This is a genomic window from Blastococcus aurantiacus, from assembly GCF_900102425.1.
GTDB classification, from domain to species: domain Bacteria; phylum Actinomycetota; class Actinomycetes; order Mycobacteriales; family Geodermatophilaceae; genus Blastococcus; species Blastococcus aurantiacus.
In genome coordinates, this window is the sequence record NZ_FNBT01000005.1 from 304,968 (window position 1) to 322,148 (window position 17,181).

Sequence of the window (17,181 nt, forward strand, 5' to 3'; positions counted from 1 at the left end):
TCCCCGCGGCGGCGGGATCCGTCATGGGATCGCAAAGCAGCCTCCCAGGGAATCGCAACGTCCCCGCGCGACGCTGGAGCCCATGCGCCCACCGGCGTCGTCGAAGGAGCCGCACATGACCGCCACCGCCACCGCCCGTCGCGCCGACCCGGTCGGGGTGTCCCCGGACGAGGTGACCATCCACCTCGAGGACGCGCTGTTCGCCGACGGGCTGGCCGACGTCCGATGGCTGCTGCACGACGCGCTGCTGGCCGGCGCGCGGGTGCTGGTCGTCGACCTCACCCGGGTGCAGCACCTGTCGAGCACCGCGGTGGCCAGCCTGCTGTGGGCGCACCGCATCTGCCGGGCCCGCGGCGGCTCCGTCGTCCTGCGGGGCGCCAACCGGCGCACCCTCGACCTCCTGCACCGCACCGGGCTCGAGCGGGTGCTGCAGCTGGACACCGACCGCGGACGGGGCGTGGCGTGATGCTGTCGGAGACGGTCGACCGGCGGATCGGGGTCATCCGGGCCAGCGGCCACCTCAGCGCCCAGGGTGCGGACCTGCTGCGCGGCACCGCCCGCGCGCTGCGGGAGGGCGGGCACCGCCGCGTCGTCCTGGACCTCGCCGGGGTGCAGGCCGCGGACGACGACGGTCTGGCCGTGCTCCGCCGCCTGCGCACCCGGTTCGCCGAGGACGGCGGTGAGCTGGTCCTGCAGCACACCCGCCAGCTGAGCGCCGACCCCGTCTGACCGGACGGCCCGTCCACGGAGCGGGCCGGTCCGGTCAACGCAGTGCGGTCACCAGCGCGCAGGCTGTCGAGCCGGCTTCCTCCACCACGAAGCCCAGCTGCTCCAGCACGTCGAGGATCGCGGCGTTCATCAGCCGCTGCACTGCCTCGTCGGCGGTGGCGCCCCGCGACTGCTGCAGGCTCATCCGGTCGTGCGGGCGCCAGCTGACCAGCAGCCCGCCGGCGTCCTGGTCCGGAACCAGGCAGACGCCGCCCCCGGACTGCGCGGCCCCGGCGTCGTGCAGCGGCAGCCCCGCCTCGACCAGCGCCGCCGCGACCTCGACGACGAGGGTGGTCAGCGGGTCGGTGTCGGTGAGCAGGTCGTCCCACTCGGCCGGCAGCCGGTCGAGGTGGCGGCCCAGCTCACCCAGCCAGGCGCGCTCCTCCGGGGAGGGCTTGGGCTTCACCGTGCCGTCGGTGCGCCGGGTGCCGAAGACCGCGACGGCGGGGAGCTCGTCGGCGAAGGCGGCCCAGTCGGCGTCGACCCGGTCGGGGAAGGGGCCGGCGACCACCTGCGCGGACTCGCCCACGAGCCACCAGGTCGGGCCGCCCTCGGCGACCGCTGCCGGCGCGGGGCGGACGGCGACGCTGCTCGCCTGCCCAGCGCGGGCCGGGGCCGCCGCCGTCCCGTTCGACCGGCCGGGAGCACGACGGCCGGCGGGGTGGTTCGCCGAGCGGGGTGCGACCGAGCGCTGGGGCTGCCGCGCCCCGTTGCGCTCGAACTCGTACCTCGCGGTGGAGCTGGCTGCGAGAACCACGACCACCGCCGTGAAGACACAGAAACCCAGCACCACAACTGCCGGCCACACCAGCGTCGCGCCCATGGTCACGCGGGTACTCCTCAGCGCCTACGCCGCGACGGGGAAGTGTCGCGGACAGGGCAGACGCTAGGGCTCCCCGGGTTCTCCATCGGCTGTCCGGGACGCGCATGTGACCGCCCCGTCACCTGATCGTTGTGGGAGCCCCGCCGAGGGTGTGGTGACCCGTCCTCCGAGGCGGCGTCTTGTCGACAAACTGCCCCCTGACCAGCGTGAAAAGCCTGTTTGCGGCCTCGGTGACCCCGATCGGGGTCCCGCGCGTGGCGTGTCGGAGATCTCGCGCCCGGCGTGGCGGCGTCCGGCGTCCGGCGACCGGGTGCGCGGATGCGTCACGGGGACGACGGGGACGACGCATCGGCGCGCCCCGTCGGCGCCGTCTCTACCGTGGGCCGGTGCAGGCGCTGCGGATCGGGACGTGGAACCTCGCCTCGGGCCGGGACGGGAGTGGCCGCTCGGCCGACGCCGCGACACTGCGCGCCGCCGTCGCCGGGGTGGACGTCGACGTGCTCGCCGTCCAGGAGGTCGACGTCGGCCAGCCTCGCTCGCACGGCGCGGACCAGCCGGCCGAGGTGGCCGCCGGCCTGGGCGCCCGCGACTGGCGGTTCGCCGCCGCCGTCGCCGGCACGCCCGACCCGTTCCGCAGCTGGACGCCGATCGAGCCGCCGGTGCTGCGCGGCCCCGACCAGGCGCCGTCCGGGCCGCACTACGGGATCGCGTTGCTCAGCCGGCTGCCGGTGCGACGGTGGTCGGTGCTGCCGTTGGGCGCCGGCCGGGCAAAACTGCCGCTGCAGGCACCCGACCCGCGGACGGGGCGGAACCGCTGGTGGTGGTTCCCCGACGAGCCGCGGCTGGCGATCGCGGCCGAGCTCGGGCACTGCACCGTGGTCGCCACCCACCTCTCCTTCGCCCCGCACACCGCGCTGCGCCAGCTCGTCCGGCTGCGCCGCTGGTGCGCCCGGCTGCCGGGCCCGGTCGTGCTGGCCGGCGACCTGAACCTGGTCGGCCCGGTGCCGGCACGGGTGTTCGGCGCCGCGCGGCTGGTGAGCGCACCGAGCTACCCGGCGACGGCGCCGCGCGTGCAGCTCGACCACGTGCTCGGCCCCGCCGGCCTGGATCCGCAGCGTCCCGGGGCCCACCGTCTCGCGCTCGGGGACCACCGGCTCGTCACCGTGACGGTGCACCCCCGCTGATCGGCGTGCGGGACGGCGGGCTCGCAGCGGAGGGCGTGGGATTCGAACCCACGATGGGTGTTACCCCATAGCGGTTTTCAAGACCGCCGCCATCGGCCACTAGGCGAGCCCTCCTGGCGGCACCGAGGCTAGCCGGTGCCCCGGACCGGGCTCAGGACGTCGGTGCGACTGTCGTGCGGAGCGTCCGTCCCAGGGTGAGGACCAGCAGGCCCGCCAGCACGACGACCAGCAGGCCGGTGCGGAGCTCCGCGAGGTCGGCGAACAGGCCGACCAGCGGTGGCGACACGAGGAACCCGATGCGCAGCAGCCAGTTGACGGCCGTCAACCCGACTCCCGGTCGTAGCCCGGGCAGGCCGTCGGCCGCGGCGTAGACCGCGGGTACGAGCGTGGCCACGCCCACCCCCGCCAGGGCGTACCCGAGCAGCGTCGTGGGGACGGTGGGGACGGCCAGCATGAGCCCGAAGCCCGCCGCGGCCACCGCTCCGCCGATCCGGGCGACCCGGCGCTGACCGAACCGGTCCACCACCCGGTCCCCGGTCAGCCGGCCCAGGGTCATGGCGACCTGGAAGGCGACGAATCCCAGCCCGGCGACCGCCGCGGTCGCGGCGAGGTCGTCCCGCAGCCAGATCGCGCTCCACGAGGAGGCGGAGTCCTCGACGAAGGCCGCCGACGCGGCCAGGGTGCCGAGCACGGCCAGCGCGATCACCGCGCTGCGCCGGGCACTGCGGCCTCCGCCGGTCGGCTGATCCGCCGCCGGCTCGGTGATCGCCTCGTCGTCCCGCCCGGGGAGCATCCAGCGGGCGGTGAGCAGCGCCACCAGACCGAACACGACCGCCATGGCGCCCAGGTGCCGGCCCAGCGGGATGTCCAGGCCGGCCGCCGCCGAGCCCAGCAGTCCTCCGGCGACCGCGCCCAGGCTCCACAGTCCGTGCAGGGCGTTGAGGATCGACCGGCCGTAGCCCCGCTGAACCCGCAGGCCGTGAGCGTTCTGGGCGACGTCGACGATCGCGTCCATCCCCCCGACGACCAGCAGGACGGCGGCCAGGGCCGGCCAGTTGGGAGCGACCGCGACCGCGGCTACACCGATGGCCAGGACGACCGAGCCGTAGGAGGCCACCAGCCCCGAGCTGTACCGGCGGACCAGCACCGCGGCAGCCGGCCCCAGGATCAGCGCACCCAGCGGCACCCCGGCCAGCGCCAGGCCCAGGGCGCTGTTGGACAGGCCGAGGTCGTCCCTGAGCGCGGGCAGGCGCGGCACGAGGTTGGCGTAGAAGATCGCGTTGAGGGCGAAGCAGACGGCCACCGCTGCCCGGGCGCGACGCAGCTCGCGGGTGGGGGTGGTCGAGAGGACTGCACTCACGGATCGAGCTCCAGGACGCAGGCGAGCACGACTCGGGTCTGCTCGGGGGTCGTCGGGGCGGTGGTGAGGATCGCGTGCATGGTCAGGCCCTCCATGACGCCGTCCAGGGCCCGGGCGACGGTACCGGCGATGCGTACGTCCGTACGCAACCACTCTGGCTCAGGACGTCGGTGCGAGGGCCGCCCGCCACGCGTCCCCGGCGGCGGCCGCCGGCAGCGGCCGGGACAGCAGGTAGCCCTGGGCGAAGTCGCACCGCTGCTCCCGCAGCCACTGCAGCTGGGACTCCTCCTCCACGCCCTCGGCTATCACGGTCAGCCCGAAGGTGTGCGCGGCGCTGATGACCAGCGCGACCAGCTCGGCGTGGCCGGACGTGCCCGAGGAGATGAAGCTGCGGTCGATCTTCAGCGTGTCCACCGGCATCCCGGAGAGCTGGCCGATCGATGTGTAGCCGGTGCCGAAGTCGTCGATGGCGACCGCGACGCCCAGCTCGCGCAGCGCGACCAGGTGCCCGTACGCGGCCGGCTCGTTGACCAGCACCGTCTCGGTGACCTCGACGATCAGCAGCTCGGGCGGCAGGCCCGACGCCAGTAGCGCCTCGGTGACGTCGCGGACGACGCGCGGGTCGGCGAGATGCCGCCCGGAGACGTTCACCGCCACGGTGAGCCCCGCCGCCGCCGGATCCGCGGCCCGCCATTCGGCGACCTGACGGGTCGCCTCGTGCAGGACCCAGCGGTCCAGGTCGCAGATCAGCTTGCTGCTCTCCGCCACGGGGATGAAGTCGTTGGGCGGCACCAGGCCGACGCCGGGACGGTTCCACCGCACCAGCGCCTCGAAACCGTCGAGCCGGCCGGAGTTCAGGTCGAGGACGGGCTGGTAGTGCACCTCGAACTCGCCCCCTGCCAGGCCTGCGGCGAGCGCCGTCTCCATCTCGGCGTGGGCGGACAGCTGGGCACGCAGTGCCTCGTCGAACAGCTCGACCCGTCCGCGGCCGCGCTCCTTGGCGCGGTACACCGCGGCGTCGGCCTCGGCGAACAGCACGTCGGCGTCGACGCCGGCGTCCTGCGTGACCGCGATGCCGACGCTGGCACCGACCCGCAGGTCGGCGCCCGACCGGCGGATGGGCCGGCTGACGGTGCCGATCAGCCGCTCGGCCAGCTCCACGAGGTCGCGCTCGTCGGTGACGCCCTCGACGAGGACGACGAACTCGTCGCCACCCAGCCGGCAGACGACGTCCCCGGGCCGCAGCGCGGCACGCAGCCGGTCGGCGATCACGCGCAGCACCGTGTCACCGGTGGCGTGGCCGTGCCGGTCGTTGACCGCCTTGAACCCGTCCAGGTCGACGAAGAGCAGGCCGGTCATGCTGCCCGCGCGCCGGCCGCGGTGCAGCGCGGAGACGGTGAGCGTACGGGCCTGGGTGCGGTTGGGCAGGTCGGTGAGCGGGTCGTGGGCGGCCTGGTGCGCCAGCGCCGTCTGCAGCTCCTCGCGCTCGCGGACCGAGTCCACCAGCTGCTCCACCGAGGCGTGCAGCAGCTCGCCCAGCGGACCGGGCAGCGGCTCGGCCAGCACCGGGGCGGTGAGGTCGCCGCGGGTCATGGCACCGGCCTGGGCCTGGATGCGGCGCAGCCCCGCCACCGTGGCAGCCAGGGCGGCCGACACGGTGCGGGCCTCGCGCGGCCCGGAGGTGGTGATGTCGACCAGTCTCCCCTGGCTGATCTGGGCGGCCTGGTCGGCGAGCAGCCCGAGAGCACGGGAGACGGTGCGGCCGACGAGCACGGCGCCGGCCACGGCGACGACGACCAGCCCGAACGCGACCGACAGCAGCAGGTTCCGCCGTCCCGTGGCCGTCTCGCGGTCGGCCGTGGACAGCGTCTGCGCCTCGCGGACCGCGCTGCCGAGCAGGTCGGTCAGCAGAGCGTCGCGGCCCGTGCCCTGGTTGACGAGGTCGATCAGCTGCGGCACGGACAACGTCGCGGCAGCCGCCCCATCGGCGTGCTCCGACAGGACGCCGTCGACCGCCACCACCTGGGGCGAGGAGGCGATCTCCCGCCACCGGTCCGCGAGAGGGGGCTGCGACAGCTCGGCCAGGTCCTCCGTGGCGTGCACGTAGTCCGACCAACTGTCCTCCCAGTCGGCGTGCTCCGCGCTGGACTCGCCCAGCAGCTGCGCGCCGATGAACTCGGGCACCAGCCGGCTGGCCAGCGTGGCGACCTCCGCGAGGAGCTGCACGTCGCGGGTGGCTGCCATCGTCACGACCGGCGCCTGCTCCGCTGCGGCGGCCCGGGCGGCGCGCCGCTGCGCGCCGGTCAGGTCCTCGGCGAGGGACATGAAGTCCTGGTACAGCGCGATGGCGTCCGCGTTGTTGCCGTCCGCGGCGGCGCGCACCCAGGCGAGCCGGCGCGTGGCGGCCGCGACGGCCGGAGCTGCGAGGGACCCGGCCTCGAACTCGTCCAGCACCTGGTCGGTGAGGGCACGGCTGTCCAGCAGCAGCCCGCGGGCCGCCTCCCGCAAGCCGAGGAGCAGGTCCTTGTCCGGGCCCACCAGCGCGGCGTTGTCCGGGTTGTCGACGATGACCAGCGTCAGCGTGGGCACGATCTCGCGGACGACGGCGCTGCGGGCGGCGTGCAGCCGGGCCAGGGCGCCGATCGCGGCCTCCGAGCGTGCGGCGCTGCCCGCCTCGTCGACGGCGATGCGGACGATGGCGCCGGTCAGCGCGACCACACCCAGCAACGGCAGCACGACCAGCGCCGTCAGGTACGCCCACAGGGGCGTACCGCGACGGCGTCGGGCCGCACGGGACTGGAACCGCATGAGATTCCTGGTCGGCTCGGGGAAACGCCTTCTTGAGCGGATCTCCCCCCACAGAGGCATCCCGGGGCCCGCCCGCCGGCCCGATCGGGGCCGCCCGACAATGGGCGTCTCGCCGTGCGCCGTGCGGCCGGACGGGGGGCACGTGTCGCAGGGGGCACCGGGAGACGCCGGGACGGAACGCGGGGCGGCGCGCTGGTGGTGGGTGATCGCCCCGGCCGCGGTGCTCGTCCTGGTGGCGCTGTGCCTGCGGGCGCCGTTCGCCGCGGTCGGCCCGTTGCTCGGCCAGCTGGGCGACGAGCTCGACCTGTCCACCGGGGCCCTCGCGGTCGTCACGGCGCTGCCGCTGGTCTGCTTCGGGCTGGTGTCGCCGTTCGCGCCGGCGCTGGCCGCCCGGTTCGGCGTGCACGGTGCGGTCCTGGTGGGCGTCGCGCTCATCGCCGTCGGCGTCCTGCTGCGGGTGGCCGGCGCCCCGGGGCTGTTCGCCGGCACCGTGCTGCTCAGCGGCGGCATCGCGGTGGGCAACGTGCTGCTCCCCGCCGTCGCCCGTGCCGAGTACGGCGCCCGCGCGGCCGTCGTCCTCGGGTTGATCACCGCGGCCATGTCGGGCTCGGCGGCGGTCGGCGCGGGCCTGGCCCGGCCGATGTCCGCCGCGGCCGGCGGCGCGAGCGCGGGCCTGCTGCTGTGGGGCGTCCTCGTGCTGGCCGCCCTGGTGGCGATGGTTGTGCTGACCCGGGCCCGACGGGGCGCCCCCCGCCCCGACGACGCGCCGTCCGGGGCGCGCACGGCGATCCTGCGCGACCGCGTGGCGCTGGCCGTCACGCTCTACTTCGGGTTCCAGTCGCTGTCGTTCTACGCGATGCTCACCTGGCTGGCCGACGTGCTCGAGGCGGAATCGGGCGTCTCCTCCGTGGCGGCCGGTGGGCTGCTCGCCGTCGCCACCGGGCTGGCCGTGCCGCTGGCGCTCGTCGTCCCGGGGCTGGCCGGTCGGCGCCCGGGCCAGCAGGGATGGGTGCTGCTGGGCGCCCTGCCGGCCATCGCGGCCATCGTCGGGCTGCTCGTGGCCCCCGAGGCGGCACCGCTGCTGTGGGCGACGCTCTACGGGATCGGCAGCGGCATCGCGTTCCCGCTGTCAATGATGCTGATCGTCGCCCGCAGTCGCGACGTCGCCCAGACCGGCCGACTCTCGGCGACCGCGCAGAGCGTGGGCTACCTGCTGGCCGCGACCGGGCCGCTGGGCGTGGGGCTGCTGCACGACGCCACCGGGGCGTGGGGGCCGGGGCTGGGGCTCATGCTCGCCGCCGTCGTCCTCCAGCTGGTGGTGGGCCTGGCCGCCGCCCGCCCCCGCCTGGTGAGCCCCGACTCCTGACCTGCTTTTCCGCGGAGAAGCAGCCTGCTTTTCCGCGGAAAAGCGGATCAGGGGGTGGCGGTGACGCCGTCCGGGGTCGTCGCCGGGGTGCCGACGACGCCGTGCAGGTGGCACGCCGCCTGCTGACCGGGCGCGCCGACCGGCTGCAGCGCGGGGTCGACGTCGTCGCAGGGCTCGAACGCGTACGGGCAGCGGGTGCGGAACCGGCAGCCGCTGGGGACGGCGGCCGGCGAGGGGACGTCGCCGGTGAGCACGACCCGCTTGCGCTCCCGCTCGAGCTTCGGGTGCGGCAGCGGTACCGCCGAGAGCAGCGCCTGCGTGTAGGGCATCTGCGGATCGGTGCCGACCGCCTCGGCCGGCCCGATCTCCACCACGCGCCCGAGGTACATGACCGCGATCCGGTCCGAGATGTGGCGCACCGCCGACAGGTCGTGGGAGATGAACAGCAGCGTGAGCCCCAGCTGCCGCTGCAGCCGGCGCAGCAGGTTGAGCACCTGCGCCTGCACGCTCACGTCCAGGGAGGCGATCGCCTCGTCGCACACGAGGAAGTCGGGCTCGCCGGCCAGCGCGCGGGCGATGCCGACGCGCTGCCGCTGGCCGCCGGAGAACTCGTGCGGGTAGCGGCCGGCGACGTTCGCGTCCAGGCCGACGAGCTCGAGCAGCTCGGCGACGCGGGCGGCCTTGTCGCGGCCCTTGCGCAGCCCGTGCACCTCCAACGGCTCGCTCACCGTCTGGGCGACCGTGCGACGGGGGTCCAGCGAGGCGAACGGGTCCTGGAAGACCATGCCCGCGCGTCGGCGCAACTCCTTGATCCGGCGGCCCTGCAGCCCGGTGATGTCGGTGCCGTCGAAGGCGATGGAACCGCCGGTCGTCGGCACGAGCCGCAGCAGCGCGTTGCCCAGCGTCGACTTCCCGCAGCCGGACTCCCCCACCAGGCCCAGCGTCTCGCCCCGGTAGATGTCGAGGTCCACGCCGTCGACGGCCCGCAGCACCCCAGCCTGCGCCGTGCGGAAGCCGCGCCCACCGGTGGGGAAGTGCACCTCCACGCCGCGGGCGGACACCAGCACCTCGCCGCTCACCGGAGCCTCCCGCGGGGACTTTCGATACCGGAAGTCCCCGGACTTCCTGTACCGAAAGTCCCGGAGACGGCGGTGCTGCCCGCGCGGGCAGGGCTCTCCGTGCACCAGGTGGCGGCGCGGTGCGGCAGGGCCACGTCCGACGAGCCGATGATCGCCAGGGGCGGCTGCTCGGTCTCGCACCGCGCGTCGCCCCGCACCGGGCAGCGCGGCCAGAACACGCAGCCCTTCGGCAGGTCGGTGGGCGCCGGCGGCACCCCGGGCACCGTGGCCAGATCGGGGACGACGCCGTCGACGGCGGGCTGCGCCAGGTCGGGCAGGGCGCCCAGGAGCCCCCGCGTGTACGGGTGGGACGGGTTCTCCAGGACGTCGTCGACCGTGCCGTCCTCCACGCACCGGCCGCCGTACATGACCAGCACCCGGTCGGCGATGCCCGCGACGACCCCGAGGTCGTGGGTGATCCAGACGACGCCCATGCCGCGCTCGGCCTGCAGTCCCTCGACCAGGTCGATGATCTGCGCCTGCACGGTGACGTCGAGCGCCGTCGTCGCCTCGTCGGCGATGAGCAGGGCCGGCGAGTTGGACAGCGCGATCGCGATGATCACCCGCTGCCGCATGCCGCCGGAGAGCTCGTGGGGATAGCGGTCCAGCGTGCCGGCCGGATCGGGCAGGCCCACCTCGCCGAGCAGGTCCGCGGCCCGGCGGCGGGCGGCGGCCTTGTCCAGGTCGGTGTGCGCGCGGATGCCCTCGACCAGCTGGCGGCCGATGGTGAGCACCGGGTTGAGCGAGGTCATCGGGTCCTGGAACACCATGCCGGCGCCCGGGCCGCGCACCTGCCGCAGCCGCTCGGGCTGCATGGTCAGCAGGTCCTCGCCCTGCAGCAGGGCCCGCCCGGTCACCGTCGCCACCCCCTGCGGCAGCAGGCCCAGCAGCGCGAGCACCGACACGCTCTTGCCGCTGCCCGACTCCCCGACGACGGCGACGGTCTCGCCCGCGCCGACGCTGTAGGACAGCCCGTTGACGACGTCGGCCGGGCCGCGCGGGGTGCGCAGCCGCACCCGCAGGTCCTCGACCTCGAGCACCGGCGCGCTCACCTGCCGCCTCCGGCCATCAGCGTGCGCTGCCGGGGGTCCAGCACGTCGCGCAGCCCGTCGCCGAGCAGGTTGAAGCACAGCACGGTCAGGAAGATCGCCATCCCCGGGAAGAAGGCCAGCCACCAGGCGATGTCGATGAAGCCGCGGCCCTCCGCGAGCATGAGCCCCCACGAGGGGTTGGGCGGCTGGGTGCCCAGGCCGAGGAAGGACAGCGCCGCCTCGGCGAGCACCGCGAAGGCCAGGCTGATCGAGGTCTGCACGATGATCGGCGGCGCGGCGTTCGGCAGCACGTGCCGGGTGAGCAGCCGGAAGTCCGACGCCCCCACCGAGCGGGAGGCGCGCACGTAGACCTCCTCGCGGACGCCGAGCACGCTGGCCCGTGTCACGCGGGCGAAGATCGGGATGTAGACGATGCCGATGGCCAGCGCGGTGTTGCCCGACCCGGGGCCGCGCACGGCCAGCACGGCGATCGCCAGCAGCACCGCGGGGAAGGCGAAGAGCATGTCCATCACGCGCATGAGGACGTCGTCGACCCACCGCCCGTAGAACCCGGCGAGCAGGCCGATGAGGGTGCCGATGACCAGCGCGATCCCCACGGCCAGGAAGCCGACCCGCAGCGAGACGCCGGCGCCGAGGATCACCCGGCTGAGGATGTCCCGGCCCAGGTCGTCGGTGCCGAAGGGATGGGCCCAGCTCGGCGACTGCAGCCGGTCCTGGACCGAGACCTCGCTCGGGCCCTGCGGCGCCAGCGTCTCGTCGAAGATCGCCATCAGGACGATCCCGACGAGCACCAGGCTGGCGACGGCGGCGGTCGGGTTGCGGGCGAGCAGGCCGAGCGTCTCCCGCCACCGCGGCCGGGCCGGGCGCAGCGCCGTCGGCCCCGGGGAGGTGCCCTTGGCGTCGCCCTGGCCCGCGACCGGCGCGTCCGGTGGCGGGACCGGAGCCCCGGTCATGGGAGCAGGCCTCGGCTCTGTGTCATCGCCGGATCCGTGGGTCGATGGCGGTGTAGAGCAGGTCGACGACGAGGTTGATGACCAGGAAGACCACCGCGAACAGCAGGATCGCGCCCTGCAGGACCGGGTAGTCGCGGGCCTGCACCGACTGCAGCGCCAGCTGTCCCAGGCCCGGCCAGGAGAAGACGATCTCCACGACGACCACACCGGACAGCAGGTAGGCCAGCTGCACGCCGGTGACGGTGACCAGCGGGAGCAGGGCGTTGCGCAGCACGTGCCAGGTGAACACCTGCCGGGCAGGCAGCCCCTTCGCCTGCGCCGTACGCACGTGGTCGGCGCCGATGGCCTCCAGGACGCTGGACCGGACGAACCGGGTGATCACCGCGCCCGACACCGTGCCGGTGACCACCGCCGGCATGACCAGCCGCTGCAGCCAGCCGAGCGGGTCCTCGCTGAGCGCGACGTAGCCGCCCGAGGGCAGCCAGCCCAGCGTCCCGGCGAAGACCAGGATCAGCACGATCGCCATCCAGAAGTCGGGCACCGAGATGCCGAACTGGCTGATGACCGTGGCGAACCGGTCGATGATCGACCGCGGCCGCAGCGCCGAGATCGTGCCCAGCGGGATCGCGATCAGCAGCGCCACCAGGATCGAGGCGAGGGCCAGCGTGAGCGTGGCGGGCAGCCGCTCGGCGATCAGCGAGGTGACCGTGTCGCCGCTGCGGAAGCTCACCCCCAGGTCGCCGGTGACCGCCGATCCCAGCCAGGTGAAGAACTGCTGCACCAGCGGCAGGTCCAGGCCGGACCGCTCACGCAGTGTGTCGTAGGCGTCCTGGTTGAACCGCGTGCCCAGGGCGAGCCGCACCGGATCGCCCGGGACCAGGTGGACCAGGGCGAACACGATGACGCTGACCCCCGCCAGCACCACCACCGACTGTCCGGTGCGGCGGAGGAGGTACCCGGTCAGGGCAGCTCCACGTTCTCGAAGTTGATCGCCTTGTCCGCCCGGATCTGGTAGCCGGACAGCCCCGGAGCCCAGGCCTGCACGACGTCGGGGTTGTAGAGGTACAGGTAGGAGACGTCGTCGACGATGATCTTCGCGGCCTGGTCGTAGATCTCCTTGCGGGCCTCGTCGTCGGTCTCCGTGGCCCCCTGCTGCAGCAGCTGGTCGACCTGCGGGTTGCTGTAGCCCTGGTAGTTGTTCGGCCCGTCGGTCTGGTGCTGCTCCTGGTAGTACGCCGCCGGGTCCAGGTTGCCCAGCCACCCGAGGTAGAAGGCGTCGTAGTCGCCGGCGCCCTGGCGGTCGAGCCAGGTGGCGAAGTCCAGCTGCTCGATCTGCACGTCGATGCCGACCTCGTCGAGCTGGCTGGCGATCACCTGGGCGGCGGTGACCGTCTCCGGGTACTCGTCGGTGACCATGAGGCCCATCGTCAGCGGCGTCGTGACACCCGCCTGCTGGAGCAGCTGCCGCGCCTGCTCCGGATCGCGCTCGAACGGCGAGTAGTCGAGGTGGAAGAAGCTGTCCTCGGGGATCGCGGTCTGGTTGGGCTGGGCCGCGCCGAACCACGCCGCCTCCGCGATCTCCTCGCGGTCGAGGGCGAAGGAGATGGCGCGCCGCACGTCGCGGTTGTCGAACGGCGGGCGCCCGTAGTTCATGGACATGTACCAGTAGTCGACGCTGGGCGTCGTCTCCAGCTCCACGTCGTCGTCGCCGCCGAGCGACTCGATCTGCTGCGGCGGCACGTTGTCGGTCCACTGCACCTCGCCGTTCTGCAGCGCGGTGAGGGCGGCGGCCGGCTCGGTGATGTACTGGAACTCGACGCCGTCGACGCTGGGCGCCCCGTCCCAGTAGTCCTCGTAGGCGGTGAGCACGGTGCTGCTGGCGTCCGAGCTCTCCAGCTGGAAGGGGCCGGTGCCGTTGGCCTCGGTGGTGAGGTCGAGGTCCTCGGCGGCGTTCTCCGGGAGGATCGCCATCCCCTTGAACGACCCGATCCGCTCGAGCAGGTTCGGCGTCGGCTGGGACAGGGTGAGGACGACGGTGTCCGCGCCGTCGGCCTCCACGGACTCGACGTTCTGGAAGCGGAAGGAGTTGCTCAGCTCCTCGTCGATGATCCGGTTGTAGGAGTAGACGACGTCGGCGGAGTCGAACTCGCTGCCGTCGTGGAAGGTGACGCCGTCGCGCAGGGTGAACCGCCACTCCAGGCCGTCGTCGCTGGTCTGCCACTCCGTGGCCAGGCTCGGCTGCATCGTGAGGTCCTCGGGATCCGGCACGACGAGGGTGTCGTAGACGTTCTCCAGCACCTGGAAGCTCGCGTACGCGGTGGTGACGTGCGGGTCGAACTGGTCGGGCTGGGCGCTGACGGCGGCGACCAGGGTGTTGTCACCGCCTCCGCCTCCCCCGCCGGTGTCCACGGAGTCACCGCCCCCGCAGGCGGTCAGCGCGAGCGCACCGGCGGCGGCGAGGGCGAGGGGGCGGGTGGCGCGCACGGGGGCCTCCGAGTGGGTCGAGGTTCGTCGTCCGCCCTCGACCCTTCACCCGTCCGCGCAGGTCGGCCACCCGAAGTCGCCGCGCGCGGCGATCGTTGCCATCTCGCAACAACCCTTCCGCCGTGCTTCGTCCAGGAGCCGCGCCCCCCTCCCCGCACAGAAGCGTCCTGCTTTTCCGCGGAAAAGCAGGACGCTTCTCCGCGGAAAAGCGGGGATCAGTCGACGGTGACGTCGTTGAACGGCAGTCGCGGCTCGACCCACGGGAAGACGACGAACAGCAGCAGCGCGACCACCGCAGCGACGAGGACCAGCGAGAGCACCGTCCTGCTCGCGGTGCCGCCGGGGAGGTGGCGCCAGATCCAGCCGTACATGTGGGTCTCCCGGCTCAGCGGTTCTCGTACAGGGCGTCGGGGCCGTCCGGGTACTCCGCCTTGCTCAGCGCGCCGCCGTCGAGGCGGGCGTGGACAATCAGCCGCTGCCGTGCGGAGTAGCGGGGATGGCAGGTGGTGAGCGTCAGGTAGGCGCCGCTCGGCGCTGCGCCGGCGGCGTTCGGGGTCGGTGCGACGACCTCCACCGCGGACGGGCTGACGACGTGCATCCCGGGGATGCCGCTGGGGTCGGCGTCGACGTCGCCGGTGGCCTTATCACCCAGCACCCGGTAGACGAACCAGCTGTCCGCGGTCTCCACGACGATCGGGTCGCCCGGCTGCATCGCGTCCAGCTCCAGGAACGGCGAGCCCTTGCCGACCCGGTGGCCGGCCAGCGCGAGGTTGCCGTCCTCCCCGGGCATCGCGGAGTCCACGTAGTGGCCCGGCCCCTGGGAGAGCTGCTTCTCCTCGGTGCCCTCCAGGACGACCCGGGTGTAGTCCTCGCCGAGCCGCGGGATGCGGAGGACGGCGAACGCGTCACCGAGCTCGACCCGGGTGATCGAACCGCGCCCCTCACCCGGGGAGGGCGCGGGCGCGGACTCCCACTCCTCGCGCAGCTCCTCGGACAGCTCGTCCTGCCGCTGCGCGGTCAGCAGATCGGTCACGTAGACCTCGTAGACGACGAACAGCAGCAGCACCACGCCGGCGGTGACCAGGAGCTCGCCGGCACCGAGGGCGACGGTGCGCCAGAACCCCCGACCGGGCGGGACGACGGCCTGCTCCTCGTCGCGGTCTCCTCTCGCGAGGGGCGGGAGGTCGGGCACGCGCTCCCAGCGGAGGGTCCGATCGCCGAGCTCGTCCACGTCCGGGTCCGCCATGCCACTCCCCCGGTCGTCCGCCACTGCGTCCGACCACGATCCGACCGGCCTCCGAATGCTAGGCGAGGGCCGCCCGGACGCCCGCTTTTCCCGCCCGAGCCGGGTGTCGCACGCACAGGAGCCCGGACCACTCCTCGCGGAGTGGCCCGGGCTCCCGGGTGTGCTGTGCGGATCAGGCAGTCGTGCGGCGACGCGCCGCGAACAGCAGCCCGCCGCCCATGGCGAGGGCCGTGAGGCCACCCAGGGCCGGCAGCGTGACGCTGGCACCGGTGTTGGGCAGGCCGGTGCCACCGGCGACGGTGATCGCCTGCGTCAGGTGGTACGGGTTGCCGTCGGCGTCGACTCCGGCTGCGACCAGGGTGTGCGAGCCGGCGGCCAGGCCCTCCGGCAACGTGCCGGTGAAGGTGAAGGCGCCGTTCTCGTCGGCCTCGGCGGTGCCCAGCACGGTCGGGGAGGAGTAGACGACCACGGTGACCGTGGAGAAGGGCATGTAGCCGGTGCCCGAGATGGTGATGCTCTGCCCCGGGTCCAGCGAGGTCGAGGAGCCGGCGTTCGTGAGCGGGCCGTCGGAGGTCGGGACCGTCGCGGGGAAGGGCGCGACTGCCTCGACACGACCGGACTCGCCCCGGTTACCGGCGGCGTCCAGAGCGGTGACGGAGAACGTGTACGTGCTGCCGGGGAACCAATCGGTGTCCGTGACGGTGCAGGTGAGCACCGTCGCGGCGGTCGTGCACAGGTTGTCGCCGTACTCACCGCCCGAGAAGCCGACGTCGTACCCGTCCACTGCAGGCACGCCGGCCACGGGCGCCGGAGCGGTCCACGTGATCGTCGTCGAGGCTGCACCGAAGGTCACCGCGACGTCGCCGGGCGCGCCGATCGGCTGGTAAGGGGTCACGGACTGCCCCGCGGTGGCGTCGCTGCTGACGCCGTCGACCGTCACGCGCACGCGCACGGAGTAGGTCTTGCCGTTGACCAGACCGGTGATCGTCGGCTCGATCTGGAAACCACTGCTGGTGGCGAGCTTCTTCCACGCGCCACCGTCCAGGCTGTACTCGTACACCGGCGTGGACGAGGTCTGGGGCACGTAGCCCGCCCAGATCTGCATCATCGCGGACTTGTTGCCGGCGCTGATCCAGTTGACCGTCGGGGTGCCGGGTCGGTCCACCTCGGGGGCGGGAGCCGCAGGCGCCGTCGTGCAGGTCACGGTGCCGCTGATGGAGCCCGCGCCGGTGTTGTCGTCAGGGCCCTCGACCATCTTGGTGCCGGCCCACTTCGAGAGGCTCTCACCGTCGAGCCCACCAGCGCCGTTGTTGCCGGTGTTGCCGCCGCCGTTCCCACCGAACGCCCCGAGGAGCGCGGTGTCGCCGTGCCGGCCCACGAGCGAGGCGCCGCCGCCGCCACCGCCGTAGACGGAACCGTCGTAGCCGCCGTCGACGCCGTCGTAGCCCCATGAGGAGCCGTTCGCGCCCCCGCTACCGATCTGGCCGAACGTCGCGGCGCCACCCCTCTTCCCGGGGAAGAGGTCGTACACGTCGCCGGCGTGGACCTCCGTCGTGACCGCGTAGCGGCCACCCGGTGCACCTGAGATCGACGAGCTCGCGTCCGCGCCTGCTCCGCCGGCCCCGCCGACCAGCACCCAGTCGACGGTGCACGTGCTGCCGGAAGCGGCTTCGATCTCCAGCTGCTTCAGGTCCTTGTAGGTCTGGCTGCCGCTGGCCGCGGTGGTGAACGTGAACGACGTCGTGGCGGCCGAGGCCGTGCCGGTGACGCCGAGCACGGCGGTGGACATGCCGATCGCACCCACGGCCACGAGGCCGAGTGCACGACGGGGTGAGGACGTGAGGTGCACGTTCGCTCCCTGATGGGTCCCGGATCGCCGGGGCGGTCGCCCGGCGACCCGGACGGCGAACCAGACCACGCAGGAACCGGCCGAACCCGTGCCGCCACGCACGCCTCCACCAGTGGTGCGGCCCGTGATCCGATCGTTACCTCGCGGTGAAACTGCAGGTCAGCACACCG

16 protein-coding genes and 1 tRNA gene are annotated in these 17,181 nt (G+C 73.8%); 4 read left to right on the forward strand and 13 right to left on the reverse strand.

The features are described 5' to 3' along the window. The first annotated feature begins 115 nt into the window (after positions 1-115). On the forward strand, positions 116-466 hold the full coding sequence (locus BLS70_RS12415; protein ID WP_091768069.1) for an STAS domain-containing protein: 351 nt from the start codon (positions 116-118) through the stop codon (positions 464-466). Continuing rightward, positions 466-729, forward strand: a complete 264-nt coding sequence (locus BLS70_RS12420; RefSeq protein WP_369406236.1) for an STAS domain-containing protein — start codon at positions 466-468, stop codon at positions 727-729. Before BLS70_RS12415 ends, BLS70_RS12420 begins: the two co-directional genes overlap by 1 nt. Positions 730-763: 34 nt before the next feature. Here the strand turns inward: BLS70_RS12420 and BLS70_RS12425 are convergent, their stop codons facing one another. Further along, a complete protein-coding gene (locus tag BLS70_RS12425; RefSeq protein WP_091768513.1) occupies positions 764-1,591 on the reverse strand; it encodes a hypothetical protein in 828 nt (275 codons plus the stop codon). A 386-nt stretch (positions 1,592-1,977) separates the two neighbouring features. Here BLS70_RS12425 and BLS70_RS12430 point away from each other — a divergent pair, with 386 nt between their 5' ends. After that, positions 1,978-2,775, forward strand: a complete 798-nt coding sequence (locus tag BLS70_RS12430) for an endonuclease/exonuclease/phosphatase family protein (protein WP_255362432.1) — start codon at positions 1,978-1,980, stop codon at positions 2,773-2,775. A gap of 27 nt (positions 2,776-2,802) precedes the next feature. Here BLS70_RS12430 and BLS70_RS12435 read toward each other — a convergent pair. The 4 genes from BLS70_RS12435 to BLS70_RS12445 all read right to left on the reverse strand — a co-directional run bounded on the left by BLS70_RS12435 (position 2,803) and on the right by BLS70_RS12445 (position 6,943). Beyond that, positions 2,803-2,889, reverse strand: a tRNA-Ser gene (locus BLS70_RS12435). Positions 2,890-2,926: 37 nt separating this feature from the next. After that, the gene (locus BLS70_RS12440) at positions 2,927-4,135 is read right to left on the reverse strand and encodes an MFS transporter (RefSeq protein WP_091768074.1); all 1,209 of its coding nucleotides are present in this window, start codon (positions 4,133-4,135) and stop codon (positions 2,927-2,929) included. After that, positions 4,132-4,284 carry a hypothetical protein gene (locus tag BLS70_RS20805; RefSeq protein WP_176946385.1) on the reverse strand — a complete coding sequence of 51 codons (153 nt, stop codon included), beginning with the start codon at positions 4,282-4,284 and terminating at the stop codon, positions 4,132-4,134. The genes BLS70_RS12440 and BLS70_RS20805 overlap by 4 nt, the downstream gene beginning before the upstream one ends. Before the next feature lie 10 nt (positions 4,285-4,294). Next, positions 4,295-6,943, reverse strand: coding sequence for a putative bifunctional diguanylate cyclase/phosphodiesterase (locus BLS70_RS12445; protein ID WP_176946386.1), 2,649 nt, complete (start codon positions 6,941-6,943; stop codon positions 4,295-4,297). A gap of 142 nt (positions 6,944-7,085) precedes the next feature. Between BLS70_RS12445 and BLS70_RS12450 the strand changes: the two genes are divergently transcribed. Then, positions 7,086-8,309: an MFS transporter gene (locus BLS70_RS12450; RefSeq protein ID WP_255362433.1), complete on the forward strand. Its 1,224-nt coding sequence runs from the start codon at positions 7,086-7,088 to the stop codon at positions 8,307-8,309. A gap of 47 nt (positions 8,310-8,356) precedes the next feature. On the opposite strand, the gene BLS70_RS12455 is transcribed toward BLS70_RS12450, so the two are convergent. The 8 genes from BLS70_RS12455 to BLS70_RS12490 form a co-directional block, all read right to left on the reverse strand. Then, positions 8,357-9,388, reverse strand: coding sequence for an ABC transporter ATP-binding protein (locus BLS70_RS12455; RefSeq protein ID WP_091768082.1), 1,032 nt, complete (start codon positions 9,386-9,388; stop codon positions 8,357-8,359). Next, the gene (locus BLS70_RS12460) at positions 9,385-10,479 is read right to left on the reverse strand and encodes an ABC transporter ATP-binding protein (protein ID WP_091768085.1); all 1,095 of its coding nucleotides are present in this window, start codon (positions 10,477-10,479) and stop codon (positions 9,385-9,387) included. Before BLS70_RS12460 ends, BLS70_RS12455 begins: the two co-directional genes overlap by 4 nt. Next, on the reverse strand, positions 10,476-11,432 hold the full coding sequence (locus BLS70_RS12465; RefSeq protein ID WP_091768088.1) for an ABC transporter permease: 957 nt from the start codon (positions 11,430-11,432) through the stop codon (positions 10,476-10,478). The genes BLS70_RS12460 and BLS70_RS12465 overlap by 4 nt, the downstream gene beginning before the upstream one ends. Before the next feature lie 22 nt (positions 11,433-11,454). Then, entirely contained in the window at positions 11,455-12,396 is a 942-nt protein-coding gene (locus BLS70_RS12470) for an ABC transporter permease (RefSeq protein WP_091768516.1), read from the reverse strand. Further along, on the reverse strand, positions 12,393-13,916 hold the full coding sequence (locus BLS70_RS12475) for an ABC transporter substrate-binding protein (protein ID WP_091768091.1): 1,524 nt from the start codon (positions 13,914-13,916) through the stop codon (positions 12,393-12,395). The genes BLS70_RS12470 and BLS70_RS12475 overlap by 4 nt, the downstream gene beginning before the upstream one ends. 215 nt (positions 13,917-14,131) lie before the next feature. Continuing rightward, on the reverse strand, positions 14,132-14,287 hold the full coding sequence (locus BLS70_RS20810) for a hypothetical protein (protein ID WP_091768094.1): 156 nt from the start codon (positions 14,285-14,287) through the stop codon (positions 14,132-14,134). A 14-nt stretch (positions 14,288-14,301) separates the two neighbouring features. After that, positions 14,302-15,162 carry a class E sortase gene (locus BLS70_RS12485; protein WP_091768096.1) on the reverse strand — a complete coding sequence of 287 codons (861 nt, stop codon included), beginning with the start codon at positions 15,160-15,162 and terminating at the stop codon, positions 14,302-14,304. A 172-nt stretch (positions 15,163-15,334) separates the two neighbouring features. Beyond that, the gene (locus BLS70_RS12490; protein WP_091768098.1) at positions 15,335-16,972 is read right to left on the reverse strand and encodes a fibronectin type III domain-containing protein; all 1,638 of its coding nucleotides are present in this window, start codon (positions 16,970-16,972) and stop codon (positions 15,335-15,337) included. Positions 16,973-17,181 lie beyond the last annotated feature (209 nt).